This is a genomic window from Agrobacterium sp. AGB01, assembly GCF_014851585.1.
Lineage (GTDB): Bacteria > Pseudomonadota > Alphaproteobacteria > Rhizobiales > Rhizobiaceae > Agrobacterium.
Genome location: NZ_JACVAB010000002.1, coordinates 479,361 through 504,776, shown reverse-complemented (window position 1 = coordinate 504,776; position 25,416 = coordinate 479,361). Strand labels below are relative to the sequence as shown.

Here is a 25,416-nt window from a genome sequence, read left to right as displayed (position 1 = left end):
CCGGAACCGCCATGACGTCGATATTGACCAACATTGCCGCACAATCTGCTCTTGCGACACTGCGCACGATCAATTCGCAAATGCAGACGACTCAGGAAGCCGTTGCAAGTGGTCTGCGCGTCGGCTCGGCAGAAAACAATGCTGCCTACTGGTCCATTGCCACCACCATGCGCTCCGACAATGGCGCGATCAGTGCAGTAGAAGATGCACTTGGTCTAGGGGCAGCCAAAGTAGATGTCGCCTACGCCGGCATGGAAGCGGCCATTGATGTGGTCAAAGAAATCAAGAAGAAGCTGGTCACAGCAACAGAAGGTTCGGTCGACAAGGGAAAAATCCAGGACGAGATATCCCAACTGCAGGATCAGCTACGCTCCATCGCCGAAGGCGCGAACTTTGCTGGCGAAAGTCTGCTGAAAGCAGAAATGACCGGCACTGCTGCTGACAGTGACGCATATGATTCCTATCCCCTGACGGACAAAAAAACAGTCGTCAGCTCGTTTGTCAGAGACTCCAACGGCAACGTCTCGGTAAAGACTGTCGACTTCCTGACATCCTCGCGGGACGTGCTTTTGTCCAGCAACACCAGCGGCCTCTCTTGGGGCATCCTCGATATGGGTGTCATTTTTGACGGGATCGAACCGCGCAGTGGCGAAGAAACAACCCAAAATCTCGAAACATATCATTACAGCTCAAGCTGGCAGTTGAACGATCACGGCGTTTACAGTGATGGAACTGACTTTTACACGCGCCTCAACGGTCTGTTCGTAAAGGCGACAGACGCGAGCGGAAATATCGATTACAATAACACGACATCAGATTTTGCGCACCTGACCAATCTGAGCATCATGACAATCGATGTCACCGCACTGGACCTCTATAGCGGTGTCGTGCTTGGTGCCGATGCGGACCCAGAATGGATGATGGACGTGCTGCTCTATCACGTCGACCGGCAACTTAACGTCATGGCAGAAACTGCCAGCAAATTCGGTTCACTGTCAAAACGCATTGAGCTTCAATCGGGCTTTGCGGCTAAACTGTCTGACGCCATCGACAGTGGCATTGGCCGTCTGGTGGACGCCGACATGAATGAACAGTCCACGCGGCTCAAGGCGCTGCAGACACAGCAACAGCTAGGCATTCAGGCCCTGTCGATCGCCAACACACAGCCAGAAAACGTCATTCAACTGTTCAGGTAAGACGTAAGACTCTGGTGTTTTTACCAGCAATCAAAAACCGGAAAATCAAAGCTGCTGAGGTTTAGATAGCTCCAGCCCGCGGGATCGCATCCTCACCCAGCCACTGCTTCAGCTTCGCTTCCAGCAATTCAGGGCTAATCGGCTTGGAGACATAATCATCCATGCCAACTTCGAGGCAGCGTTCGCGGTCGCTTTCCTGCGCATGCGCAGTCACCCCAACAATCGGCACATGTCGCCCATCACCAGCCTCTTCTTCGCGTTCGCGAATAAGCTGCGTGGCCTGATGACCATTCATGACAGGCATAGACACGTCCATCAAGATCACTGCCGGATTATGCTCCTCCCATGCCGCGACGGCTTTTTTTCCATTATTGACAATCTGGAACCGCAAACCGGTGCCCTGCAGGATTTGTGAAAATACAATCTGGTTGACATCATTGTCTTCAGCCACAAGCACATCGAGAGTGGAGGCAACGACCGGCCGAACAACCTTCGTCAGCGGCTTACGTGACTCTGGCTTCGACGAGGCAGGCGCCGCAGGTGCATCTGTGACTGTTTCCTGGCGTCTCGTCAGCATGCGTCCACGCCGTTGCAGGCGCGATGCACGCACGATTTCGCCAAGGGTGGAGCGCAGCAGCTTAGCGCGGGCCGGCTTCATCAGATGTGCCTGAACATTCATATCGTTCAGGAGACTGTCATCACCGACCACCATATCCATAGAGGTCAGGAAAACGATGCCCATATCCTGCAAACGGTCGTCCGAACGGATTTGCCGAGCGACATCGATGCCGTTCATAACGGGCATGTGATAGTCAAGAATGACAGTATCGATGACGAAACCAATTTCGGCGGCCTGCTGAATGATCGCCAGACCAGCCGCACCACTTTCGGCGGCATAGCTGTCGTAACCCCATTGCGACAACTGTTCGCTGAGGATCTGGCGGTTGATTTCATTGTCGTCGATCACCAGCACGCGTGCACCGCCAAGATCACCGGCCGGAAGCGTTATGGTCTTGTTGCCGCGCAGTGCTGCCGCCTCAAGCGGCAACTTGATGGTGAACAGCGTCCCCTGCCCGACAGCACTTTCGACGTTGATCGATCCTGCAAAAATACCGACCAGACCAACGGTAATGGCAAGACCAAGTCCGGTGCCTTCGTGTCTTCTGGTGGACGAAGAATCCACCTGGCTGAACTTATCGAAAATCGACGCCAGCTTGTCGGCGGGAATACCGATGCCGGTGTCCTGAACCTTAATGGTCAGCAGAACCTCACCCGCCTCCAGCGTCTGTTCGGCAAGCTCGATCAACACGTAACCAGTTTCGGTGAATTTGACGGCATTGCCAACCAGATTGGTAATGATCTGCCGAAAACGGCCGGCATCACTCACCACCATGTGCTGCACGGAAGGATCAATGCGGATGGCAAGCTCGATGTCTTTTTCCGACGCCGTGGATGACAACAGCGAGGCAACATCCTCAACCGCTTCAACTGGATCGAAAAGCACCTTGCGTAACTTCATCTGACCGGCATCGATCTTAGAGAAATCGAGGATGTCGTTGATGATTGTCAGCAGCGCATTGCCGGATTTGACGATGACATCGGTAAAGGTTTTCTGGCGGGTATCGAGATCGGATTTGGCAAGCAACTCCGCCATGCCAAGCACACCGTTCATCGGCGTACGGATCTCATGGCTCATATTGGCCAGGAACTCGGACTTGGCGCGGTCAGCGGCTTCCGCTCTCTGCACCAACCGCTCTAGCTCGGCCTCACGGCGCTTCATCTCCGTCACATCGGTTACGGTGATGACCCAGTAACCAGTGGAACTGATCGTCGCTTCGAGATTAAACCAACTGTTGTTGGCACGTTGGAACAACCATGTAAACGGCTTTGCATTGGTAACATTGCCCCGCCAGGTGGCAAGCATTGCGGACGCCTCCTCCGGACCGCCGAAATCGCCCCGTTGCGCACAGAAGGCAAACATGTCCGCCCAGTCCTGACCCGGCTCGAAATAGCTGGTCGGTACATCGAGCATACGAGGCAACGCATCATTGGAGGTTATGATAACGCCATTCTCGATCAGCAAAAGACCCTGCGCCATCGCGCGGGTGGCTTCCTGCATATATTCACCGACACGTGCCAGCTCGGCCCTTGCCAGACTGATTTCATTGTCGCGCTCACGCACGCTTGTCACGTCGGTGTAGGTGATCAACACCTTGCCGCCGGCGATGCGGGCAGCAGAGATAACCGTGACCTTGCCAGAGACGCTGCGCATTTCCAGCGGCTCAAACTGATCAGGTACTTGTAAACGTGCGATACGGTTGGAGTAGACCTCATCAAAGGACTTGCTGCCGTAATCGTAAATCTCTTCCCGGAAGGTCATCTCCAGAAAATCACGGTAGCTCATACCAACCAGATCGACTGTGGCACGGGTATCCAGTGTCTGATAGAAGGACTTGTTGGCGTATTCGATGACCAGTTCCGGGCCAAGCAACAGAACACCAACAGGCAGAGAGGCAAGAATGCCTTCCAGTTCTGCATGCAGGGCTTCGGTCTCTTTTTGCGCCTGCACGATCCGCGTTTCGCGGTCTTTCAGCACAGAAACATCAGTGATGGAGCCAACCAGATAACGTTCGTCATCAGGTGTCACAATCCGGCCAAGACGGGTGATGACGGGTACGGCCTGACCTTCGCCATGGAAGGAAATAGTTTCTTCCTTTTGCAAGGCGGTTCCGCTTAACAGAACCTCTTCATCCTCGTTGCGAAATGCCTCACGCATTTCCGGGAACATGTCTTCCGCAGTCCGACCGATGAACCTGCGGCGGTCACCGCCCAGCAGACGTTCATAGGCAGCATTGATGAAGGTCAGGCGGCGATCGCTGTCACGTAGAAATACCGGAACCGGAAGTTCTTCCAGAGCTTCGCGATAGAGCCATGTTTCGCGGATGTGGCGGCTCAGCAAAACCTCATGCGCCTTGAACTCGGTCACATCGACGCGCAGACACACCAGCAAACCGCTTTCGAGCCGTTTGTTGACCTGACGCAACCAACTGCCATCACACAACTGCTCAGTGGATTCGAAATAGGGCAGATTGTATTTTTCGAGCCGATCGTTCAGCCAGGCACGCCGGGCAGCCGGATCTCGGCTGACACCCTCTTCACCGTTATTGGCGGCATGGTCATAGATAGCGCCCTGCACTTCCGAGAGGCGCATGCCTGGTTTCAATTCCAGATCGATCATCCGATAGAAATCAGACAGCCGAGCATTGTGATACAGCAGACGGTTTTCTCGGCTGTAAATGCAAATGCCGACATCGATCAGGTCAAGAACACCGCTGCCGACCAGAATTTCAGCCTCATGCCGCCCAAGCGTTTCCAACTCGAAAGCAGGCATGTTCTCAAACACTTCGTAGAGGAACATGGCACCGTCATCGGCGATGAAACGTTCACAACGAATGGCGTGACGGCCGAGCGAAACTGCACCTTGGCAGGCCGCTATTTCTTCTGTCGCGAAAACCAGAGAACGACGTTCCTTATCCTCGCGATCAATATCGCTTGGATTACCAGACAGTTCGTATGTTCCCTTTCCGGGAAAGTCCTGGGGAGGTCTGCCGATAAAACGGGCGTAAGCCTCATTGACGGCAACATAGCGCAATTCGCTGTCCTTGATGCACGCAGGAAGATCCAGGTCGCGGATCCCTTCACACGCCATCGCCAGCAATTCGCCGTTAGTGCTCACCAATAAGCCCTCGTTCGGTCACTACAATCACAACCAGCCTTATTCCATCGAATCAATCCCACACGGATTGCGCAATTCCATTGAATCTATGGATTGATATGCAGGATGGCCAGAACCAGCAGCTGGATAAACAGATTAAATTTAATAAAAATGTATATAACTGAAAAGATGTTCAAAGGGTAAAGTAGTCCCTGAGAATAGGTCCCAGATAGCTTATCCAGAAACAATTGCTTGACTTTTGGTCTTGAAGAGCCCAAATGCACACTGCTTTCACCTTCCGGCAGCCGCGTGAGCTGCATGACGCATACGATTTAAGCGCAGGAAGGAAAAGCGCATATAGCAAGCAGATGGTCTTCGTGACCGCACTTAACGCGCAGAAAGTCATTCCAACCCACAAGTTCCCAATTCACGCGGGGTTCTTGACGCCAAGACAACCGGACAGCATGGGCTGTTCCGGCGACAGCGTTTTGGCGCCCCGAAAGGTTATTTTATTGACCAGTTTTAACGAACTAGGCCTATCCGAAAAGCTCGTGGCCGCTGTTACCCAGCTCGGCTACACCACTCCGACCCCAATTCAGGCAAAAGCAATACCGCTGCTGCTGGAAGGTCGCGACATGATCGGTCTTGCACAGACCGGCACCGGAAAAACGGCAGCTTTTGGTCTGCCAATCATCGAAATGCTGCAGAAGCATGCGGATCGTCCGGCAAATCGCACAACCCGCACCCTCATCCTCGCGCCAACTCGCGAACTGGTAAACCAGATCGGTGAAAGCCTGCGCTCCTTCGTGCGAAAGACCCCACTGCGCATCAACCAGGTTGTTGGTGGTGCATCGATCAACAAGCAGCAGCTGCAGCTTGAAAAGGGCACTGACATTCTGGTGGCAACACCGGGCCGTCTGCTCGATCTCATTGCACGCAACGCAATCAGCTTGTCCAAGGTAACCCACCTTGTACTCGATGAAGCTGACCAGATGCTGGACCTTGGCTTCATTCACGACCTGCGCAAGATTTCGCGTATGGTTCCATCGAAGCGTCACACACTGCTGTTTTCGGCAACCATGCCAAAGGCAATTGCCGATCTGGCTGGCGCCTATCTGACCAACCCGGTAACCGTTGAAGTCACACCTCCCGGCAAGGCTGCCGACAAGGTGGAACAGTATGTTCACTTCGTTGCCGGCAAGAACGACAAGACCGAACTTCTCAAGAAGTCGCTCAACGAAAACCCGGATGGCCGCGCTATCGTGTTCCTTCGCACCAAGCATGGCGCTGAAAAGCTATCCAAGCATCTGGAGCATATTGGCTTCAAGGTTGCCTCTATTCACGGTAACAAGAGCCAAGGCCAGCGTGAACGTGCGTTGAAGGGCTTCAAGGACGGCGAAGTCAAGGTTCTCGTCGCAACCGACGTCGCAGCTCGCGGTATCGACATTCCAGCCGTTACCCACGTCTTCAACTATGACCTCCCAGAAGTACCGGATGCATACGTTCACCGTATTGGCCGTACAGCTCGTGCTGGTCGTGACGGTATTGCAATCGCCTTCTGCGCACCGGACGAAACCCGTTTGCTGCGGGACATCGAACGCCTGATGAACATTGATATTACTGTTGCATCTGGCGAACGGCCTCAGGTTCTTGCGAGCCCGACTCGTGGCGACAATCGCAACCGCAATAATGGCGGTCCGCGCCGTCAGGGTGGCGCAGAACGCGGCCATGGCGAGCGTAATGATCGTGGTCATCGCGAAGGTGGTGCTCAGCGCAACGGCGGACGTCGTAACGGCGATTTCCGCGGGCAGCGCGCTGGCGAATTCACTCCTGCAGAGCGCGACAACGATCTGGAAGTCACGTCCGATTTCAAGCGCGTCAAGCAGGTAGAAGGTGAAACCGGCAGACCCGGTGGTCCTTCCAAGAAGCGCGTCAACCGTCCGGCCCGCAAGCCAGGTGCAAATCGTCATTCTCCAGCCGGCGGCAACGCTGGTGAAAAGCGCGCCTCCGGTAATGGTGGCAACCGCGGTCGCACTCGCTAATTAATCCCGTCGTGGGGCGTCGTTCGTGACAGACCCTGCAATTGGATTTGAGTAGTTTAAAAGCCCGGCAGGTGCCTCACCTGCCGGGCTTTTCTTGTTTTCAAGCCTCTTGAGCGGGACGAGGCTGGCGTTTGGGCAGTGTCATCGCAATCACACCGACCAGTACGCACACCATACCAATCCATGCCTCAGCCGTTGGCATTTCTCCCAGAAAGATCATGCCAACCACAACACCAACTGGCACACGCAAATAGGCCTGTGACGTTGCACCAACGGAGCCAAGCGTCTGCATCAGCCGGAAATAAATGATGAAGGCGACAGCCGTGGAAAACACCGACAGCCCCAGCAATGCCAGAATGGAATGCAATGAGGGATGCAAGGTCCATGGGTGATCAACGGCAATACTGAGTGGCACCAGCATCACCGCGCCACAGATAAGAGAACCTGCGGCTGGTATCATCGGATCAAAACCTTTGAACCCCTTGCCGAAAATGGCTGCAGCGCCGTAACACATGGTCGCAACAATCACCGCCAGCTGCGCCCACAACGCGTCCCCCAGGCCGGAAAGCGCCTGCACGCCGATGATCAGGCACGTTCCCGTCATACCGACAATGATACCGAACAGTTTGCGTCCGGTGACGATTTCGTGTCGCGTGACGAAAGCCGTCAACAGCAGCGTGAAGATTGGCGTTGTCGAATTGAGGATCACGGCGAGGCCCGCATCAATGGTCTGTTCAGCCCAGGCAATCAGCGTAAAGGGAACGGCGCTGTTAAGGCAGGCCTGAATAATGAACCTTCGCCAAACGGCCCTGTCCTTTGGTAGACGCACACCACGCAGATAAAGGACAGCAAGAAGAACCATGCCGGCAATTAAAGTTCTGGCGGCGATTAGAGTAATCGGCGGTATTGTCTCCACCCCGATCTTGATGAACGTATAGGAGGCGCCCCAGAGTGTGGACAACAAGGCCAGAAGTGCGAGCTCTCGAAGAAGACTGTTTTTATTGATCACAACCGATTCCCTGTCTGAATGAATGCCATCCTTCTAGGGCCAAGCGCAGACTTGATGTTTCGGCGCTCACCGAAGTTTCGAAAAAAACCGGATACGAAAAACCCGCATGGAAAACCATGCGGGCCTGTTGTCAAACCGCTGCAGGCGATGCCGTTTAAGGCAGGTCAGCCGCGCCGTTCATCCAGGGAGAAGGCACCGGGACCCGACAGGGCCATGTAAAGAAACACAAAGCAGAAAAGGATTGCCGCATCGCCACCGTTCAACGCCGGGAAAAAGCTCGATGGGGCATGGGCCATGAAGTAGGCCACAGCCATCTGACCGGACAGAATGAAAGCAACGGGACGTGTGAAAAGCCCGACCAAAATCAGAATACCGCCAACCAGTTCAAGAAGTGCTGCAACCATCAAAAGCGGTGGTAGCGAACCTTCCATCTGGGACGCGGGAAAGCCGAATAGTTTCTGTGTACCATGCTGAATAAACAGCAGGGCAACGATAATGCGAAGAGCAGCAAGGCCATAAGGCCGGTATTTGGAGAGATTGTCGAAGATTGCCATGAAGGATGCCCCTGTTGGATTTATTTCCGCTCGATAGCTCTTCGTAAACCCGTCGCGAAGACACGTCTCGAACACCGGAATTCACATTTTCGGCATTTCCAAAGTCAGTCCAAGGACCAAAAAGTCCTTATTCCACAAGTAGTTGAAAGTGAGCCGTGTTTGATGGCCGAATCACGAAATTACAACCTCGACACGTGAAGCAATATTAGCAAAGCCGGATTGTTTACCAACGCATTTTTGATGGTTTTATACGCAATCCAGTGGAAAACCATTAAATGCCTTTATCTCTTTCAGCACAAATGTCGTCTGCATTTCCTTGATTCGCGGAAGGCGGCGAACAACAGACATGGCAAAATCTGCATAGCTATCCAGATCGGGCGCAACAACCTGCAACAGGAAATCCGCGTCACCCGCGATACTGTAGCAGGCAATCACTTCCTTCAGGGCAGACACTTGTTGCGAAAAATCCTCCGCCTCTGCTTCACTGTGACTGTCGATCTTCACACGAATGAACGCTAGAACACCGAGCCCGACCTGCTTGCGGTCTAGTCTTGCGCCATACCCCTGGATAACGCCGGTCTCTTCGAGATTACGAACCCGCCTCCAACAGGGTGAGGTCGACAGTCCTACGGCGTCCGAGAGCGCCTGATTGGTCATGCGACCATCCTGCTGCAAATGATTGAGGATGTGCACATCCTCAGCCTCCAGCCGCTTAATCGACATAAACTACCTCGCAAATCCGTTCATTAGGTAGAGACTACCAAATTAGGCTTGATCTTGGCAATAATAGGTATGATCTACCTGGTTAAACCGCCTATTTTCCTCGCAGCACAATGAGGAAAACCATGACAAACGAGCTTCACACCGCCATCATCGTCAACCCTGCCCTGCCCGCTGGCCTGATTGCCAATACCGTCGGCGCCATCGGCATCGGCATAGGCGCCAAACGCCCGCAATTAGGTGGCGACCGGCTGACTGATAGGCACCAGCGGACAATCGACATAAGTTCCAACAAGCCTGTCCCTATTTTGCAGGCAGATGCAGAAACCATCCGGAACATCATGCTGAAGATCATTGCTTCAGGTACGGAGGGAATCGTGACAGTGCCGTTCCCGGCATTCGCCAGGGCGCTGCACAATTATCAGGATTATCAGCAAACATTCCCCGATCGTGACCTGTCGCAGGAAACGATAGACGGACTGGGACTGGCCGGACCAACCAAATTGGTGAAGTCGCTGACCGGCGCTCTCAAACTGTTGCGCTGACAGTATCAAGCGGATTTGCAGAGAAGCTCTTCGTTGGCATCCGCCAAGCATGGATCGAACGGTGCAAAGGAAATCTTTGCGCCCTTCACCGTGGCAACCGTATCGGCCGGAATCAGTTCCCACGTCTCGTCCCGATCGCCGAAGGGCTCCGATGCAACCGCCACACCATCCGGCATGCGCCGCCAATAGAGCGACGGCGGCCGTTCATCGCTCGACCAGCGAAACGCATGCATCGTATCGCCATTGGCCAGAACCGCACTGAAACGGATGGGTTGGTCAACATTGGAAGAGCGCAGAATGTCGAGGCAGGTCAGCAAGGTACGGGAAAACGCCGAGATCGGATCAGCCGCCAGACCAAATCCCGCAGCGATCAGGAACATTGCCTCACTATCGCTGCTGCCGCTGCGTGCAGCATAGACATCATCGGGAATGAGCGCCTCGACCTTGCGTTTGACATGTTCGTAGCCACCAATCTGGCCATTATGCATGAAGAGGTGCCGATCAAGCCCGAAGGGATGGCAATTCGCCATCGACACGCCTCCGGTGGTGGCCGAACGCACATGTGCCAGAAACATCTGTGCCTGGATTTGGTGACAGAGGGAGGTCAAGTTGCGGTCAGACCAAGCAGGCAGAATGCCCTTGTACATGCCAGGTTCCGTGCGGTCCCCGTACCAGCCAACGCCGCACCCATCGCCGTTAACAACAGTTTTGGCCTCACGCGCCGCCATTGACTGGCTGATGAGTGAGCTCTCAGGCTCGATCAACAACGTGTCGAGCCAGACGGGTGAACCTGAATATGCAAGGAAACGGCACATAACTTTGGTTTCTCGTGTTTTTGCTAACAAGCAGCCACATTATAGAAAAATATGGCGCGAATTGATTAATGATTAGAAAAAGCGACTGCGCTACTCAAACACCTACAGTTTTTGAAACAAAGCGCGATCACTGCGAAGAAACCTTGCGCAATACAACCAGTGATTTTCCGCTGTAAAAAACGCCACACGCCTCTGCATTTCTTCGGAAAGCTGATAGAGCCGAACCACCTTCTTTATCAGCGCAGAATCTCAATGACCACAGCTCCATCCTCAATCAGTTTCCGCGAGCGTATCGCCCTTTATGCCCTGCTGACTTCGCTGACCTCGCTCAGCATCGACGCGCTGTTGCCGGGCCTGCGCCAGATCGCCGATGAGGTCGGTACTGCGCCGCCGCTATCGACCCAGCACATCATCTCGCTGTTTATTTTTGGAATGGCCTTTGGCGAATTGTTTCTCGGACCAATCTCGGATGCATTGGGACGCAAGAAAGCGCTGGTTCTTGGCCTTTGCGTCTACGCAGCGGGAACGGTCATAGCCATGCTGGCCGGATCACTCGAAATGGTCATTCTCGGCCGATTTCTTCAAGGTGTTGGCGTATCCGGACCGAAGATCGCAACCCGCGCCATGATCCGTGACCAGTTTGAGGGCAATGACATGGCACGCGTCATGTCTTTCATGTTCACCCTCTTCATTCTGGTGCCGATGTTGGCCCCTGCGCTGGCGCAGGGCATCATTACCTTGTCGGGATGGCGCACGGTTTTTGTCATTTATCTTGTCATGGCAATGGTACTGGGCCTGTGGATGCTGATCCGACAGCCGGAAACTTTGCCGGTTGAAAAACGTATCCCCTTCCGGCCAAAACCGCTTTTCAGCAATGCCGCGCGCATTCTCGCCAACCGCCGAGTGTTGCTGTTGATCATTACCACGGGCGTCGTATTTGGCGCGCAGCTTCTCTACCTCAGCACTGCGACAGATCTGTTCTTTGATGCTTACGGCATCAAGGAAACCTTTCCGTTTTATTTTGCGGCATTGGCGACCGGCATCGGACTGGCGTCATTCCTCAACGCAAAACTCGTCCAACGCCTTGGCATGGAGGTGATGGCTCGCGCCGCTTTCGTGGCTTTGGCGACAACCGGTTTTTTGATGCTGCTTTCAACGCTTCTATGGACAGGTTATCTGCCGCTCACCGCCTTGATGGCATTCGGTTTTGCGGCATTCTTCGCAATCGGCATCCTGTTTGGCAATCTCAATGCCATGGCGATGCGATCGCTTGGACAGCTTGCTGGCCTTGGCGCATCCCTCATCGCTTCCGGATCCAGCCTTGTTGCCACGGTTTTTGCAGTGGTGATCGGCAGTTTTTACAATGGAACAGCAACCAATCTGGCTGCTGGCTTTTTTGTCGCCGGTATTATCTCGCTAATATTGGCAGAACTTGCTCTGCGCAGCGACGCCTCACCGGTTGAAGCCCTGCGATAGGCACAACAGCCCGGAACACTAAAGCTCCGGGCTGCTGCGGTATAGTCGTGTTGTCAGCGATCTCGGCCTTAATCAGGCCTGAAGAACCACCACGCGTGCGCCAACCGGCACGCGCTCGAAAAGATCAATCACATCGTGGTTCAACATGCGAATACAGCCGCTTGACATGGCGTGGCCGATCGACTGCGGCTGGTTGGTGCCATGCAGACGGAACATCGTGTCGTTGCCACCGCGGTAGAGATAGAGCGCACGCGCGCCGAGCGGGTTGTTCGGACCACCCGGCATGCCGCCAGCGTATTTCAGGTTCTTGGGGTCACGGCGCATCATGTTTGCAGTGGGTGTCCAGCTTGGCCATTCCGACTTGCGGCCGATATAGGCATCACCCTTCAACGCCAGCCCCTGACGACCAACGCCAACGCCGTAACGCATCGCACGACCTTCGCCCATCACGTAATAGAGGCGCCGGGCCGGCGTATCGACGACAACGGTACCAGCCGGATGTGCTGTTTCATATGCCACTTCCTGGCGGCGTAGTTCCGGTTTGATCTTGTCAAGCGGCATGGCTGGAAGCGGGAACTTTTCAGCAGGCTTCGCGGCATATTTCTGCGTCATCGGTACACCGGTGCTCGCGCAACCGGCAACGAAAAGCGGCAATCCGAACAGTACCGCACGGCGTGAGATGGACATAGAACCCCCGTCATCCAATCGAATATGAACAAGAGGTATAATTTTATGGTTAACAATGTACTAAACCCTTACGCGAAAGGTTAATCTTTTCCCCTTTGGGACATGCGCCCTTCTCCGTATTTTTGACGCGGCGCGCCACGCCTCGATTTTGTGCGCTTTGACTGGTGTTTATTCGTTCGCCCAAACTCAAAAAATGCAATTCAGAGTAAAAAATAAGCAATCGCATTTTTATCACGCAGACAGTTCGCAAAGATAATATTTGCCGCCCCGGAACCTTTGCGCAAATGCCGAATTTTTACACAGATCGGGCAATGCAAATTCCTGATTTGCGTGGGCTTTTTCTTGAACCAACGAATAAAAAATCTTTTTGCTGAACTGCGCATGGTTCTTGCATTGCTTCTGTCGTTGTATTCAAATGGTAAAAAATGGGGAACATACCGTTGGCATTTGACGAAATGATAAGTGCGGACAACGCTCCGCGAAGCCCATATCAAAACTATAACGAGTGGTACGACCGCCAGGACAGGGCGCACCTGATCCGCAAGTCAGAAGATGCAGAAAAGATCTTCCGAAAAACTGGCATTACCTTCGCAGTCTACGGACATGCCGACAGCGCCGAAAAGCTTATCCCCTTCGACATTATTCCCCGCATCATTTCAGGCCGTGAGTGGCGAAAGCTGGCACAGGGCATCGAGCAGCGCGTTCTCGCGCTTAACTCTTTCCTTGATGATATCTATCACAAGCAGGAAATCATTCGCGCCGGACGTATTCCGCGGGAATTGATCGAGAAAAACGAAGCCTTTCTGCCAGAAATGATCGGCTTCACACCACCAGGCGGCGTTTACACCCACATTGTCGGCACGGACATTGTCCGCACTGGCGAAGACCAGTTTTACGTGCTGGAGGACAATGCGCGTACACCTTCAGGTGTCAGCTACATGCTGGAAAACCGCGAAACCATGATGCAGATGTTTCCGGAACTTTTCCACGAGAACAAGGTACAGCGGGTTGAGGATTATCCTTATCTGCTGCGTCAGTCTCTTTCGTCTCTGGCACCACCCGGTTGCACCGGCAAACCGCGCGTCGCCGTACTGACACCCGGTATCTACAACTCCGCCTATTATGAACATTCCTTCCTTGCCGACATGATGGGCGTGGAATTGGTGGAAGGCTCTGACCTTCGGGTGATGGATGGTAAGGTCAAGATGCGGACCACACGTGGCTACGAGGCCATCGATGTGCTCTACCGTCGTGTTGACGACGACTTCCTTGATCCGCTCACCTTCCGTCCGGATTCGGCACTGGGCATTCCCGGCATCATGGATGTCTACCGCGCAGGCAACATCACCATTGCCAACGCGCCCGGCACCGGCATTTCCGACGACAAGGCGATCTATTCCTACATGCCTGAAATCGTCGAGTTCTACACCGGCCGCAAACCACTTCTGGAAAACGTGCCAACCTGGCGCTGCTCCGAACCGGACAGTCTGAGATACGTGCTTGATAACCTTGCCGAACTCGTCGTTAAGGAAGTCCATGGCTCCGGTGGTTACGGCATGCTTGTTGGCCCGACAGCCAGCAAGAAGGAACGTACCCAGTTTGCCGAAAAGCTGCGAGCTCGACCCGCAAACTACATTGCCCAGCCAACACTTTCGCTTTCAACAGTTCCAATCATGGTCAAGAACGGCATTGCCCCGCGCCATGTCGATCTGCGCCCTTATGTTTTGGTTTCCGACAAGGTTCGCATTATCCCCGGTGGCTTGACGCGCGTTGCGCTGAAGGCCGGCTCGCTGGTCGTAAATTCCAGTCAGGGCGGCGGCACCAAGGATACATGGGTACTGGAGGACTGAAACATGCTGGGACGGACTGCAAACGGACTTTATTGGATGTTCCGGTACATCGAGCGTGCCGAAAACATCGCACGCCTCATTGATGCGGGATTGCGCGTTTCTCTGACACGCAGTGGTACCGGTGATGAAGACTGGGATGGCGTGTTGCAAAGCGCTGGTGTGCGCGAAAGTTTTGCCGAGATACACGAGCGCGTCACCTCAAGCGACGCCATCGATTATCTGTTACGAGACAGCAGCAACCCTTCCAGCGTGATGTCGTGCATCGAAGCGGGTCGTAACAATGCCCGCATGGTCCGCACCGCGCTAACACGGGAAACATGGGAAGCAACCAACGAGTTCTGGATTGAGGTGAAAGCGATGCTTTCCCGAAAGGTCAAGGCAGCTGAACTTCCACAATGCATCGATGCCATCAAGCAACGCGCCGGACTGGTGCGTGGTGCATTCCATGGCTCGATGTTGCGCAACGATCTCTACAATTTCTCGCGCATCGGCACCTTCATTGAACGTGCTGACAACACCGCCCGAATTCTGGATGTCAAATATTATGTGCTGTTGCCGGCGGCCAGCCATGTCGGTTCTTCGCTGGACAATGCTCAGTGGGAATCCATTCTGCGCTCCGTTTCGGCGCATCGGTCCTATGGCTGGGTTTATGATGCTGAATACAAACCTGCAAACATCGCCGACTTCCTGATCCTCAACGGCCGAATGCCGCGCTCACTCGCCTATTGCTACGAAAAAATCGTCAGCAATCTCGGATATCTTGCTTCGGACTATGATGAAAAGCACAAGGCACATGAAACCGCAGATGCTATTCGCGCAAGTCTTAAAAGCACGACGGTAACCCGCATCATGGATGGCGGCCTGCACGAATTCCTCGAGGAGTTTGTTAACCGGAACAGCCAGCTCGGCCAGGAAATAACGGAAGGGTACCGCTTCTATCAATGAGCGGGAAACGGATGGAACAATGCGTCTGAAGATAAACCACGTTACCCGCTACACATATGATGCCCCTGTGCCCTACGCCTTGCAACGTGTGCGCCTGACCCCGACAACGGGACCAGGCCAGACAGTGAGACATTGGGCGGTCACCGTAGAAGGGGCAACAGTTGAAGCCAACTACGACGATCATTTCGGCAACCGTGTGGAACTTGTCGAGCTTGAAGGACAAGGTCAGACCGTGACCGTGACGGCATCAGGCGAGGTCGAGACTGAAGACCGCGCCGGTGTCTACGGCCCGCACAACACCTATGCGCCGCTCTGGTTGTTCATGCGAGAAACGCTGCTGACAAAACCTGGCAAACTGATCCGAGAATTGGCCCGCAGTGCAAGCGGTGAAAACGAACTTGCGAAACTTCATGGCCTGATGGAGACCATTCACCAGACTGTTGAATATTTGCCTGGTTCAACGGACAGTGAAACAACTGCCGAACAGGCGCTGGAGGCGCAAAAAGGCGTCTGTCAGGATCACACTCACATTTTCATTTCCGCCGCTCGAATGCTCAACATTCCAGCGCGTTACGTATCCGGTTATCTGCTGATGGATGGCGTGAAAGAACAAGCCGCAACCCACGCATGGGCGCAAGCCCATATTACCGGGCTTGGCTGGGTTGGTTTTGATGCCGCCAACAACCTCTGCCCGAACGACCATTACGTCACAATCGCATCCGGCCTATGTTACCGTGATTGTGCGCCTGTTTCCGGCATGCGGATTGGGAACTCGACGGAGGATCTGAACGTCTCGGTGACTGTGGAGCAGGCCCAAAGCCAGTCACAGAGCTAAGGCGGACGCCAGAATGGCAGACGGCAAACACGACATTGCCACGCTGGACTTTTACGCCCGGGAGGCAGGTGCCTATACCTCGCGCGGCGAAAAACCATTGCATGTACAGTTGAAGCAGTTCCTGTCTCAGCTTCAGCCGGAAGCCAGCATTCTTGAACTTGGCTGCGGGGCCGGACAAGACAGCGAAGTGATGATTGCCCAAGGGTTTGACGTGCATCCCACTGACGGCACGGCGGAAATTGCACAAGCCGCAGCGCTGAGGCTTGGCATTCCCGTCAAAACTCTGCTGTTTGACGATATCGATGCCAAGCAAACCTATCATGGCATATGGGCCAATGCCTGCCTTCTGCACGTACCCCGCGCCACCCTTGGTGACATCATCGGTCGCATCCACGCTGCCTTGAAGGACGGCGGCGTTTTCTACGCCAGTTTCAAGGCAGGAGAAAAAGAGGGGCGCGATCAGTTTGATCGCTATTTCAACTACCCCTCGGAAGTCTGGCTACGCGAAGTCTATAACCAATATCCCTGGGCCAGCCTGTCAGTGGTGGCCGCGAACGGCAGTGGCTATGACAGGCAACCCACAAAATGGCTTCAAGTCACTGCGGTTAAACCCTAACCGTTCCGTTTCGCAAGAACGCCACCCGGTTGATGCACATGTGCTGTTGGTCCTCCCGGAATAATTGGTATCTGGCCACCGCGAATTTTGGCAACGCGAGCATTCATCCAATGCCGGATGACGCTGCGATATAACAGGCCCTTCAACCCGGTGATCGCCTGTCTATGCTGGCGATAAAAGACATCCGGACTGTCGAAGAGGCCAAGATCGGTATTGATGCCGGTTTTCTGAATGTAGGTGCTGCGACCATTCCATTCGACGGCCGGCTCCTCAAGACAATCGGTGCCTGCACCGTAACCACACAGTGATGTACCCTGCCCCGCAAACCGACCCTGCAAAACTTTCAGAAATGCCGCGTCCAGAATGAAGCCCTCCAGTTCCACCCAAGTGCCCTCATGATGCACCTCCACCCAACTATGCAGGATATTGTCAGGCGCAAGACCGTAGACCAGTTCTGGTACGATGCCACGTTGCAAACCCTTGTGGATGGTAAAACCATGCAAGCGGCACTGGATGTTGACGACCCGCAACAATGCCATCAGCAGCGTCGCCTTGGTGTTGCACTGGCCGTAACCATCAGCCAACACATCACTGGCCGGAATATCGTCGGCACTGTTGTAGCCAAACCTGATTTCATTTCCGACATAGTCATAGACCGCGCCAATCCGGGCATAAGCAGACAGCTCAGTCCAGCCTCGTGCTTTCACCAGCGATTGAATACTGGCTGATCCGAAATTCAGCAGAGCAGTTTCTGCGAGATATTTCCTTGCTTCGTCTTCCATAATGGCGCCATCCTTCAACTTCATGGTGAAAGCCTACAAGCTACAGCGACTAGAGGTTCAAGCGCTAATTTGAAGAGCGCGAACACAGAGACGTGCTTGATACGTTACTTGGACAACGGAGGAGACCATGCACCCCCCAAAAGCCATTCTCGAAACGGTGATTTACGCCGATGATCTCAATGCAGCAGAGCGCTTCTATCACGACGTATTCGGGCTTGAGATTGTGCGAAAACTGGCCGGGCAATTTGTATTTTTCCGCTGCGGCCAACAGATGCTGCTGATCTTCGACCCGGAGAAATCTCGCATGGCCGATCCCTCCAATCCCATCCCACGTCACGGCACCAATGGCAGCGGCCACTTTTGCTTCCGCGTCGACAGCAAAACCGAGGTCGACAGATGGAGAGACCATTTCCTGTCACTGGGCATCGAGGTTGAGCACTATCAACGCTGGAGCAACGGTTCTTATTCCATCTACATCAGAGACCCCTCGGGCAACTCTGTGGAGGTTGGTGAGGCCGGCCTCTGGAACCCGCAATAACGCCCCCAAAAAGAAAAGCCCCGAACCGCAAGGTTCAGGGCTTTCAATAGTCGTCAAAGAGAGCGCATACGCGCTCGGGAAATCAGAGCTGCTTTACCGCAATGGTCTCTTCAGCTTCAACCTTGAGCGGGTTCTTCAGCGGCAGACCGAAGCCAGCAGCTTCAATCTCGAACACATCGCCAGCCTCAGGCTTCACGCCATCCGCGAAGGAAAGGGTTGCCGTACCGAACATGTGAACATGCACATCGCCCGGTGCGCGGAACAGGCCATATTTGAAATGGTGGTATTCAAGGTTCTCGAACGTATGGGACATGTTGTCCTCACCCGACAGGAATGGCTTTTCGAAGATTGCCTTGCCGTTTCGAAGAATACGCGATGTACCGCGAATGTCGGCAGGTGGCGCACCAACGCGGATTTCTGGACCAAAGCTTGCAGGACGCAGCTTGGAGTGTGCCAGATACAGGTAGTTGACCCGCTCTGTCACGTGGTCGGAAAACTCGTTGGAAACGGCAAAACCGATACGGAAGGGCTCGCCCTTGTCCGAGATAACGTAGATGCCAGCCATTTCAGGCTCTTCACCACCGTCCAAGGCGAACGAAGGAGACAGCAGTGCAGCACCCGGTGCGGTGGCAACGTAACCGTTACCCTTGTAGAACCACTCCGGCTGAACGCCCTTTTCGCCAGCCTTCGGCTTGCCGTTCTCAAGACCCATCTTGAACATCTTCATGGAGTCGGTCAGCGTTTCTTCGGCCGTATCGTTGGCCTTCTTGTGCATGCTGTCACGCGTTGCAGCGGAACCGAGGTGGGTCAGGCCGGTGCCCGTCAGGTGCAGGTGTGCAGGATCCGGATGGGTGATCGGCGGCAGAAAACGACCTTCAGCATAGGCCTTCTCGAGATCCACGACATCGCCAAGACCATGGGCCTTAACAACATCAGCAAGGCTCTTGCCGCTGTTTGCGGCTTCGATTGCCAATGCATAAACGGAATCAGCATTGTTGACGGCACGCGCCTCGCCAGCGTCTTCGCGAACAGCGACCACCAGCTTGCCACTGGCATCCTTGACCTGTGAAATCAGCACGGTATTTCCTTTCCCGGCATTAAAAGCTTTAGACATGAACACGGCCGCTGAACGGCCGTGAAAAACCTCTGTAGTGAAGATGGAAGGCTGATCCGAAGATCAGCCCTTGTTCTTGTTGTAGACGTCGAAGAAGACGGCAGCCAGCAGCACGAGGCCCTTGACCATCTGCTGGAAGTCGATGCCAAGACCGACAATCGACATGCCGTTGTTCATCACACCCATGATGAAAGCGCCGATAACAGCACCGGTGATCTTGCCCACGCCGCCGGATGCCGAGGCGCCACCGATGAAGCAGGCCGCGATCACGTCAAGCTCGAAGCCCACACCGGCCTTCGGCGTTGCCGAGTTGAGGCGGGTTGCGATGATCATGCCAGCAAGGCCGGCCAGAACACCCATGTTGACGAAGGTCAGGAAGCTCAAGCGCTCGGTGTTGATACCGGAAAGCTTGGTTGCCTTTTCGTTGCCACCCAGCGCGTAGATACGGCGGCCAATGGTCGTGCGACGGGTAATGAAGCTGTAGAAAGCAATCAGCACCAGCATGACGATCAGAACGTTCGGCAGACCACGGTTGGCCGACAGCTTATAACCAAGGAACAAGATCGCAGCCGTTACCAGCACGTTCTGGATAACAAAGAAGCTGAGCGGTTCAACATCGATACCGTGGCTCTGGTTGACCACACGGCGACGCCAGCTGAGGAAGAACATAACCAGAGGGATCAGGATGGTTATGATCATCGATGTGGTGTTGAGACCTTCGATGCCACCGATATCCGGCAGGAAGCCGGTGCTGATGATCTGAAAGTCACGTGGGAACGGACCGATGTTCTTGCCACCCAGCACGAACAGCGTCAGACCACGGAACACCAACATGCCCGCCAGCGTCACAATGAACGATGGAATGCGGTGATAGGCAATCCAGTAACCCTGTGCCGCACCGATAACGCCACCGACTGCCAGACAGACAATAGCTGCCAAGAGCGGGTGCCAGCCCCATTGAACGGTCAAGATAGCCGCAATCGCCCCGACAAAAGCAACGATTGAACCGACGGAAAGGTCGATATGCCCTGCCACGATGACCAGCAACATGCCCAGCGCCATGATGACGATGAACGAGTTCTGCAGCACGAGGTTGGTCAGGTTGGTTGGAGCAAACAGAATGCCACCGGTATAAACCTGGAAGAACAGCATGATCGCGACGAGCGCAAGCAGCATCCCGTATTCCCGGATATTACTCCGCAGATAGGACGAGATGGAAACGACGTTGCTTTCTTCGGTATTGGTATTGGCCGAACTCATGAGTTCTTCTCCCCTGAGCGCATGATAGCGCGCATGATGCTTTCCTGGCTCGCCTCTCCCTTCGGCAGTTCAGCGACGATGCGTCCTTCGTTCATGACGTAGATGCGGTCGCAGTTACCGAGCAGTTCAGGCATTTCTGATGAGATCATCAGAACGCCTTTTCCATCGGCGGCAAGCTGGTTGATGATGGTGTAGATTTCGTATTTCGCACCGACGTCGATACCGCGCGTCGGTTCGTCGAGGATAAGAACCTCGGGGTTAGAAAACAGCCACTTAGACAGCACAACCTTTTGCTGGTTGCCGCCGGAGAGATTGACCGTTTCCTGGAAAATGCCGTGTGAACGGATGCGCAGGCGCGAACGGAAATCCGTTGCGACCTTCATTTCTTTGATATCGTCGATGACGGATGCCTTGGAAACACCGGCAAGATTGGCAAGCGTGGTATTGTGCAGAATGTTGTCATTCAACACCAGACCAAGATGTTTACGGTCTTCCGTCACATAGGCAAGCCCGGCATCAATCGCCTTGCGAACCGTGCTGACATCTACCGGCTTGCCATCGATCAGCACGTCTCCGCTGATCTTGTGGCCATAGGACTTGCCGAACACGCTCATGGCGAATTCGGTACGTCCTGCGCCCATCAAACCTGCGATACCGACCACCTCGCCCTTACGGACGGTAACGTTGATATCATGCAAGACCTGACGGTCACGGTGCTGCTGGTGGAAGGCGTTCCAGTTCTTGACCTCAAGAATGGTCTCGCCAATCGGCACGTTGCGTGGCGGATAACGATCTTCGAGATCTCGGCCCACCATGTTGCGGATGATGACGTCTTCGCTGATCTCTTCCTTGTGACAGTCCAGCGTCTTGACGGTCATGCCGTCGCGCAGAACCGTGATCTGGTCGGCCACCTTGCGCACTTCGTTTAGCTTGTGCGTGATGATGATCGAGGTCAGACCCTGATTGCGGAATTCAATCAGCAGGTTGAGAAGTGCATCGGAATCGCTTTCGTTGAGCGAAGCTGTCGGCTCATCGAGAATGAGCAGCTTCACGCTCTTGGACAGCGCCTTGGCGATTTCAACAAGCTGCTGCTTGCCCACGCCAATATCGGTAACCAGAGTTTCAGGCGATTCTTTCAACCCGACCTTCTTCAGAAGCTCACGCGTGCGATTGAACGTCTGCTGCCAGCTGATCACGCCATTGGTGGCGATTTCATTGCCCAGAAAAATGTTCTCGGCAATCGACAGCAGCGGCACGAGCGCCAGCTCCTGGTGAATGATAATGATGCCAATATCTTCACTGTCATTGATGGCGCGGAAATTACGCACCTGACCTTCGTAATGAATTTCGCCGTCGTAAGAGCCCGCGGGATATACACCGGAAAGAACCTTCATCAAGGTCGATTTTCCTGCGCCGTTCTCACCGACGAGTGCGTGAATTTCACCCTTGCGAACCTTGAGGTTCACATTCTCCAGCGCTTTAACGCCGGGGAACGTCTTGGTGATATTCCGCATTTCGAGAATGGTATCGTCCATATCAAAATCCAGCGCCGGTTTAATCCGGCGATTTTTTCAAACAAAATCCGGGGGAGAAGACGATGCTCCACCCCCGGCATTCAGAAACAGATTACTTCAGCTGGTCTTCTGTGTAGTAACCGCCGTCAACCAGAACTTCCTTGTAGTTGTCCTTGGTTACAGCAACTGGCTTCAACAGGTAGGAAGGAACAACCTTCACGCCGTTTTCGTAGGTCTTGGTGTCGTTAACTTCAGGTTCTTTGCCCTGCATAACGGCATTGACCATGCCAACGGTAACCTTGGCCAGCTCGCGTGTGTCCTTGAAGATCGTGGAGTACTGTTCGCCAGCGATGATCGACTTGACGGACGGAACTTCAGCGTCCTGACCGGAAACAACAGGCAGCGGCAGATCGCCAGAACCGTAGCCAACGCCCTTCAGCGAAGACAAGATACCGATGGACAGACCATCGTAAGGCGACAGAACTGCATCAACCTTTGCATCTGTGTAGAATGCGGAGAGCAGGTTATCCATACGGGCCTGGGCCGTTGCTGGGTCCCAACGCAGTGTACCAACCTTGTCCATGCCGGTCTGTCCAGACTTCACGACCAGCTTGCCGCTGTCGATGTAAGGCTGAAGAACAGACATCGCACCATCGTAGAAGAAAAATGCGTTGTTATCGTCCGGAGAACCACCGAACAGTTCGATGTTGAACGGGCCCTTGCCATCCTTGAGGCCGAGCTTGTCCGTGATCGAAGTTGCCTGCAGAACGCCAACCTGGAAGTTGTCGAAGGTTGCGTAGTAGTCAACGTTGCCGCTGTTACGGATCAGGCGGTCGTAAGCGATGACCTTGACGCCCTTGTCAGCAGCCTGCTGCAGAACGTCAGACAGAGTCGTGCCGTCGATCGAAGCGATAACCAGAACCTTGACGCCCTTAGTTACCATGTTTTCAATCTGCGAAAGCTGGTTCGGAATGTCGTCGTCAGCATACTGCAGGTCTGTGGCGTAGCCAGCGTCCTGAAGCTGCTTGACGATGTTGTTGCCGTCGTCGATCCAGCGTGCAGAGGACTTCGTTGGCATTGCGATGCCGACGGTGCCCTTATCCTGAGCGAATACAGGCGCAGCAAAGCTTGCAACGCCGATGGCACAGGCTGCCATTAACGAGACGATGGATTTCATAAATCTCTCCCTTTGAACCCTTGTCAGGCGCGCCCCAGGCGCCGCCTTCAAATCCATGCCAGAATTGTAAGGAGGCAGATTTGGACAGGACGGTTTTTTACTTATCAGTACGCCTGCCCGCCGCTCCTCCACGGCACAGGTGCAAACTGTTCTGAATCCATATAACTGTCAAATAGAATATCTGGCGTTTGTCATATCAATTCTGATATATTAAATCGATATAACACCCGAAATTGGCGAGATGTGACATTATGAGCAACTCAAGAGAGCAAAACGCACTTGATAGGGATGATTTTTTCTCAGCAGTCGAGGATAATCCACTTTTGCGTGCAGGCTTGAAGATGGCCCATCTTCGTATGCTGGTCATGATAAAAGACCATGGACAAGTCAGCGCTGCGGCGGCAGCCCTCAACATGACGCAACCGGCCGCATCACGCATGTTGTCCGAAATGGAATCAATCGTCAAAAGTCCACTCTGTCAGCGCGCCTCCCGTGGCGTCGTCTTGACACAGTTCGGTGAGGCTCTTGCCCTTCGTGCCCGCAAGATACTTTTGGAACTGCGCGAGGCCGGGCGCGAACTTGCCCAGATGAAATCCGGCAGCGGCGGATCGGTGTTTATCGGCTCGGTCACCGCACCCGCCATCAGCATGGTGGTGCCCGCCATCAGCCGCGCCGTGGAGACCTATCCGGGCATTGAAATCAACGTACAGGTAGAAACCAGTAACGTACTGGCGCGCGATCTCTTGGCCGCTCGTCAGGACTTTATCATCGGTCGTATACCCGAAGACTTGAACCCGGCTCCCTTCAACGCCCATGAAATTGGCGTCGAGCGTGCCTGTCTTCTGGTACGAAAGGGCCATCCGCTGCTCGATAATGGCCCTGCCCGCCTGCAGGATCTGTCAAATTTTGACTGGGTTTTCCAGCCGCCGGGCGCCCTGCTTCGTCGCACCATGGAAGAGATTTTTGTGGCGAATGGCGCACCGATGCCACGCAACATCATCAACACACCATCCGTGGTGCTGACGCTGGCGATCGTCTGCAAAACCAACGCCATTGCACCGCTCGCCTATGACATGGCGGAGTTTGTTGCGGGGCAAAGCTCGCAGGTCGGGGAGATTCGCATTCTGCCAACCGACTTTGAGCTGAACCTGAAACCCTACAGCCTGATCACCGCAAAGGACCGCGCCCTGCCGCCCAGCGCTCAACTGCTTTACGACCTTGTTCTCGAAGAAAGCCGCAACGTCGCGTCCACCACCTATTCACCGCTGCAAGCCCTGCGCCATCTTTCCAATGCATAAGGTCTGAAGCGGCAACGCTCACCTCAACGAAGGAGGAAGACATGCTTTTTGGACAATCCGTCTTTCAGTCCGTTATTGAACGGCTGAACCAGGAAGCGGAAGAACTGGCACAGGAAGAAGCAGTTATACCGCACAAGACGGTTACCGGTTTCACGACAAGTTTTGTGCTGGAGACAGAACGACCCGATCCTGAACGGTTTGGCGCAGCCTTCGATGCCTATCTCGACTTTCTGCCCGACCCACCAGAACCTGAGCCGGAGCCCGAACCGGAACCAATGCCCGCCTATCTCGAGCGGACGTCACTGGCTGACGTTTCCGATGAACTGGCAATCGATGACAAAGACACGGTCGAAAGCTTGTCGGAAAAACGTCGCGCTTTTGCCAAGCTCAATCACCCCGACCGGCTGTCACCCGACTTTCGTGCCAACGCCCATGCCCGCATGACAGCGGCCAATCTGCTGATCGATCAGGCCATCAAGCTGATCAGTCGTTAGCCTCGTCGTCTTTGGCCACATCAGGCTTTTGTTCGACCGGTGGTGCGGGCTTGAATGTAAACAACAGCATATAGGCGGAATAGGCAGCAACGCCGCCGACGATCGTGCCCCAGAATGCTTCCTGCGTGATAAAGAACTCAATCAGAGACCACACAGTACAGGAGATAACAATCAAAAGCCGCACCCATAGCGGACGGTAAATCGGATGATTGGTATCAATGAGCTGCATAAATC

At 54.3% G+C, this 25,416-nt stretch carries 23 protein-coding genes; 11 read left to right on the top strand and 12 right to left on the bottom strand.

Features of this window, described 5'->3' with window-relative positions:
* Positions 1-11: 11 nt before the first annotated feature.
* Positions 12-1,196, top strand: coding sequence for a flagellin (locus IB237_RS09115; protein WP_192488328.1), 1,185 nt, complete (start codon positions 12-14; stop codon positions 1,194-1,196).
* Between the two features lie 61 nt (positions 1,197-1,257).
* On the opposite strand, the gene IB237_RS09110 is transcribed toward IB237_RS09115, so the two are convergent.
* A complete protein-coding gene (locus tag IB237_RS09110) occupies positions 1,258-4,905 on the bottom strand; it encodes a response regulator (protein WP_192488847.1) in 3,648 nt (1,215 codons plus the stop codon).
* Between the two features lie 518 nt (positions 4,906-5,423).
* Between IB237_RS09110 and IB237_RS09105 the strand changes: the two genes are divergently transcribed.
* On the top strand, positions 5,424-6,953 hold the full coding sequence (locus IB237_RS09105; RefSeq protein ID WP_192488327.1) for a DEAD/DEAH box helicase: 1,530 nt from the start codon (positions 5,424-5,426) through the stop codon (positions 6,951-6,953).
* Positions 6,954-7,053: 100 nt separating this feature from the next.
* On the opposite strand, the gene IB237_RS09100 is transcribed toward IB237_RS09105, so the two are convergent.
* The 3 genes from IB237_RS09100 to IB237_RS09090 all read right to left on the bottom strand — a co-directional run bounded on the left by IB237_RS09100 (position 7,054) and on the right by IB237_RS09090 (position 9,239).
* Positions 7,054-7,962 (bottom strand): EamA family transporter, encoded by a 909-nt coding sequence (locus IB237_RS09100; protein ID WP_192488326.1) that lies wholly within the window; start codon positions 7,960-7,962, stop codon positions 7,054-7,056.
* Positions 7,963-8,126: 164 nt separating this feature from the next.
* Positions 8,127-8,516, bottom strand: coding sequence for a DoxX family protein (locus tag IB237_RS09095; RefSeq protein WP_192488325.1), 390 nt, complete (start codon positions 8,514-8,516; stop codon positions 8,127-8,129).
* A gap of 246 nt (positions 8,517-8,762) precedes the next feature.
* The gene (locus IB237_RS09090; RefSeq protein ID WP_192488324.1) at positions 8,763-9,239 is read right to left on the bottom strand and encodes an Lrp/AsnC family transcriptional regulator; all 477 of its coding nucleotides are present in this window, start codon (positions 9,237-9,239) and stop codon (positions 8,763-8,765) included.
* 122 nt (positions 9,240-9,361) lie between these two features.
* On the opposite strand from IB237_RS09090, the gene IB237_RS09085 reads away from it, so the two are divergent.
* On the top strand, positions 9,362-9,781 hold the full coding sequence (locus tag IB237_RS09085) for a DUF2000 domain-containing protein (protein ID WP_192488323.1): 420 nt from the start codon (positions 9,362-9,364) through the stop codon (positions 9,779-9,781).
* 5 nt (positions 9,782-9,786) lie between these two features.
* Here IB237_RS09085 and IB237_RS09080 read toward each other — a convergent pair whose 3' ends face one another.
* Positions 9,787-10,596: a class II glutamine amidotransferase gene (locus IB237_RS09080; RefSeq protein ID WP_192488322.1), complete on the bottom strand. Its 810-nt coding sequence runs from the start codon at positions 10,594-10,596 to the stop codon at positions 9,787-9,789.
* Between the two features lie 252 nt (positions 10,597-10,848).
* On the opposite strand from IB237_RS09080, the gene IB237_RS09075 reads away from it, so the two are divergent.
* Complete coding sequence (locus IB237_RS09075) at positions 10,849-12,072, top strand: multidrug effflux MFS transporter (protein WP_192488321.1); 1,224 nt, start codon at positions 10,849-10,851, stop codon at positions 12,070-12,072.
* Between the two features lie 72 nt (positions 12,073-12,144).
* Here the strand turns inward: IB237_RS09075 and IB237_RS09070 are convergent, their stop codons facing one another.
* Positions 12,145-12,759, bottom strand: coding sequence for a L,D-transpeptidase (locus IB237_RS09070; protein ID WP_192488320.1), 615 nt, complete (start codon positions 12,757-12,759; stop codon positions 12,145-12,147).
* A gap of 440 nt (positions 12,760-13,199) precedes the next feature.
* Here IB237_RS09070 and IB237_RS09065 point away from each other — a divergent pair, with 440 nt between their 5' ends.
* Genes IB237_RS09065 through IB237_RS09050 form a run of 4 tightly spaced genes read left to right on the top strand, consistent with a single transcriptional unit; the run spans position 13,200 to position 17,005 of the window.
* Complete coding sequence (locus IB237_RS09065; protein ID WP_192488319.1) at positions 13,200-14,609, top strand: circularly permuted type 2 ATP-grasp protein; 1,410 nt, start codon at positions 13,200-13,202, stop codon at positions 14,607-14,609.
* A 3-nt stretch (positions 14,610-14,612) separates the two neighbouring features.
* Positions 14,613-15,554 (top strand): alpha-E domain-containing protein, encoded by a 942-nt coding sequence (locus tag IB237_RS09060; protein WP_192488318.1) that lies wholly within the window; start codon positions 14,613-14,615, stop codon positions 15,552-15,554.
* A gap of 19 nt (positions 15,555-15,573) precedes the next feature.
* Positions 15,574-16,389, top strand: a complete 816-nt coding sequence (locus IB237_RS09055; RefSeq protein ID WP_192488317.1) for a transglutaminase family protein — start codon at positions 15,574-15,576, stop codon at positions 16,387-16,389.
* 13 nt (positions 16,390-16,402) lie between these two features.
* Entirely contained in the window at positions 16,403-17,005 is a 603-nt protein-coding gene (locus IB237_RS09050; protein WP_192488316.1) for a bifunctional 2-polyprenyl-6-hydroxyphenol methylase/3-demethylubiquinol 3-O-methyltransferase UbiG, read from the top strand.
* Here IB237_RS09050 and IB237_RS09045 read toward each other — a convergent pair.
* Positions 17,002-17,811: a transglutaminase family protein gene (locus tag IB237_RS09045; protein WP_246787764.1), complete on the bottom strand. Its 810-nt coding sequence runs from the start codon at positions 17,809-17,811 to the stop codon at positions 17,002-17,004. The genes IB237_RS09050 and IB237_RS09045 overlap by 4 nt on opposite strands.
* Before the next feature lie 103 nt (positions 17,812-17,914).
* On the opposite strand from IB237_RS09045, the gene IB237_RS09040 reads away from it, so the two are divergent.
* Positions 17,915-18,325 (top strand): VOC family protein, encoded by a 411-nt coding sequence (locus tag IB237_RS09040; protein ID WP_192488315.1) that lies wholly within the window; start codon positions 17,915-17,917, stop codon positions 18,323-18,325.
* Between the two features lie 82 nt (positions 18,326-18,407).
* Here the strand turns inward: IB237_RS09040 and araD1 are convergent, their stop codons facing one another.
* The 4 genes from araD1 to chvE all read right to left on the bottom strand — a co-directional run bounded on the left by araD1 (position 18,408) and on the right by chvE (position 23,390).
* Entirely contained in the window at positions 18,408-19,403 is a 996-nt protein-coding gene (araD1, locus tag IB237_RS09035; RefSeq protein ID WP_192488314.1) for an AraD1 family protein, read from the bottom strand.
* 99 nt (positions 19,404-19,502) lie between these two features.
* A complete protein-coding gene (gene mmsB / locus IB237_RS09030; protein WP_192488313.1) occupies positions 19,503-20,699 on the bottom strand; it encodes a multiple monosaccharide ABC transporter permease in 1,197 nt (398 codons plus the stop codon).
* On the bottom strand, positions 20,696-22,234 hold the full coding sequence (gguA, locus tag IB237_RS09025; RefSeq protein WP_192488312.1) for a sugar ABC transporter ATP-binding protein GguA: 1,539 nt from the start codon (positions 22,232-22,234) through the stop codon (positions 20,696-20,698). The genes mmsB and gguA overlap by 4 nt, the downstream gene beginning before the upstream one ends.
* A 91-nt stretch (positions 22,235-22,325) precedes the next feature.
* The gene (chvE, locus tag IB237_RS09020) at positions 22,326-23,390 is read right to left on the bottom strand and encodes a multiple monosaccharide ABC transporter substrate-binding protein (protein ID WP_192488311.1); all 1,065 of its coding nucleotides are present in this window, start codon (positions 23,388-23,390) and stop codon (positions 22,326-22,328) included.
* Between the two features lie 251 nt (positions 23,391-23,641).
* On the opposite strand from chvE, the gene IB237_RS09015 reads away from it, so the two are divergent.
* Together IB237_RS09015 and IB237_RS09010 are read left to right on the top strand one after the other, a co-directional pair.
* A complete protein-coding gene (locus IB237_RS09015) occupies positions 23,642-24,688 on the top strand; it encodes a LysR family transcriptional regulator (protein ID WP_192488310.1) in 1,047 nt (348 codons plus the stop codon).
* A gap of 41 nt (positions 24,689-24,729) precedes the next feature.
* Positions 24,730-25,182 carry a hypothetical protein gene (locus IB237_RS09010; protein WP_192488309.1) on the top strand — a complete coding sequence of 151 codons (453 nt, stop codon included), beginning with the start codon at positions 24,730-24,732 and terminating at the stop codon, positions 25,180-25,182.
* Here the strand turns inward: IB237_RS09010 and IB237_RS09005 are convergent.
* Positions 25,172-25,411: a hypothetical protein gene (locus IB237_RS09005; protein ID WP_192488308.1), complete on the bottom strand. Its 240-nt coding sequence runs from the start codon at positions 25,409-25,411 to the stop codon at positions 25,172-25,174. The genes IB237_RS09010 and IB237_RS09005 overlap by 11 nt on opposite strands.
* Positions 25,412-25,416 lie beyond the last annotated feature (5 nt).

Excerpts from the sequence above, each read along its gene's own strand:
- IB237_RS09115 (WP_192488328.1), top strand. The coding sequence starts at position 12 with ATGACGTCGATATTGACCAACATTGCCGCACAATCTGCTCTTGCGACA.
- IB237_RS09110 (WP_192488847.1), bottom strand. The coding sequence starts at position 4,905 with ATGGCGTGTGAAGGGATCCGCGACCTGGATCTTCCTGCGTGCATCAAG.
- IB237_RS09095 (WP_192488325.1), bottom strand. The coding sequence starts at position 8,516 with ATGGCAATCTTCGACAATCTCTCCAAATACCGGCCTTATGGCCTTGCT.
- IB237_RS09090 (WP_192488324.1), bottom strand. The coding sequence starts at position 9,239 with ATGTCGATTAAGCGGCTGGAGGCTGAGGATGTGCACATCCTCAATCAT.
- IB237_RS09085 (WP_192488323.1), top strand. The coding sequence starts at position 9,362 with ATGACAAACGAGCTTCACACCGCCATCATCGTCAACCCTGCCCTGCCC.
- IB237_RS09080 (WP_192488322.1), bottom strand. The coding sequence starts at position 10,596 with ATGTGCCGTTTCCTTGCATATTCAGGTTCACCCGTCTGGCTCGACACG.
- IB237_RS09075 (WP_192488321.1), top strand. The coding sequence starts at position 10,849 with ATGACCACAGCTCCATCCTCAATCAGTTTCCGCGAGCGTATCGCCCTT.
- IB237_RS09070 (WP_192488320.1), bottom strand. The coding sequence starts at position 12,759 with ATGTCCATCTCACGCCGTGCGGTACTGTTCGGATTGCCGCTTTTCGTT.
- IB237_RS09060 (WP_192488318.1), top strand. The coding sequence starts at position 14,613 with ATGCTGGGACGGACTGCAAACGGACTTTATTGGATGTTCCGGTACATC.
- IB237_RS09055 (WP_192488317.1), top strand. The coding sequence starts at position 15,574 with ATGCGTCTGAAGATAAACCACGTTACCCGCTACACATATGATGCCCCT.
- IB237_RS09050 (WP_192488316.1), top strand. The coding sequence starts at position 16,403 with ATGGCAGACGGCAAACACGACATTGCCACGCTGGACTTTTACGCCCGG.
- IB237_RS09045 (WP_246787764.1), bottom strand. The coding sequence starts at position 17,811 with ATGAAGTTGAAGGATGGCGCCATTATGGAAGACGAAGCAAGGAAATAT.
- IB237_RS09040 (WP_192488315.1), top strand. The coding sequence starts at position 17,915 with ATGCACCCCCCAAAAGCCATTCTCGAAACGGTGATTTACGCCGATGAT.
- mmsB (WP_192488313.1), bottom strand. The coding sequence starts at position 20,699 with ATGAGTTCGGCCAATACCAATACCGAAGAAAGCAACGTCGTTTCCATC.
- gguA (WP_192488312.1), bottom strand. The coding sequence starts at position 22,234 with ATGGACGATACCATTCTCGAAATGCGGAATATCACCAAGACGTTCCCC.
- chvE (WP_192488311.1), bottom strand. The coding sequence starts at position 23,390 with ATGAAATCCATCGTCTCGTTAATGGCAGCCTGTGCCATCGGCGTTGCA.
- IB237_RS09015 (WP_192488310.1), top strand. The coding sequence starts at position 23,642 with ATGAGCAACTCAAGAGAGCAAAACGCACTTGATAGGGATGATTTTTTC.
- IB237_RS09010 (WP_192488309.1), top strand. The coding sequence starts at position 24,730 with ATGCTTTTTGGACAATCCGTCTTTCAGTCCGTTATTGAACGGCTGAAC.
- IB237_RS09005 (WP_192488308.1), bottom strand. The coding sequence starts at position 25,411 with ATGCAGCTCATTGATACCAATCATCCGATTTACCGTCCGCTATGGGTG.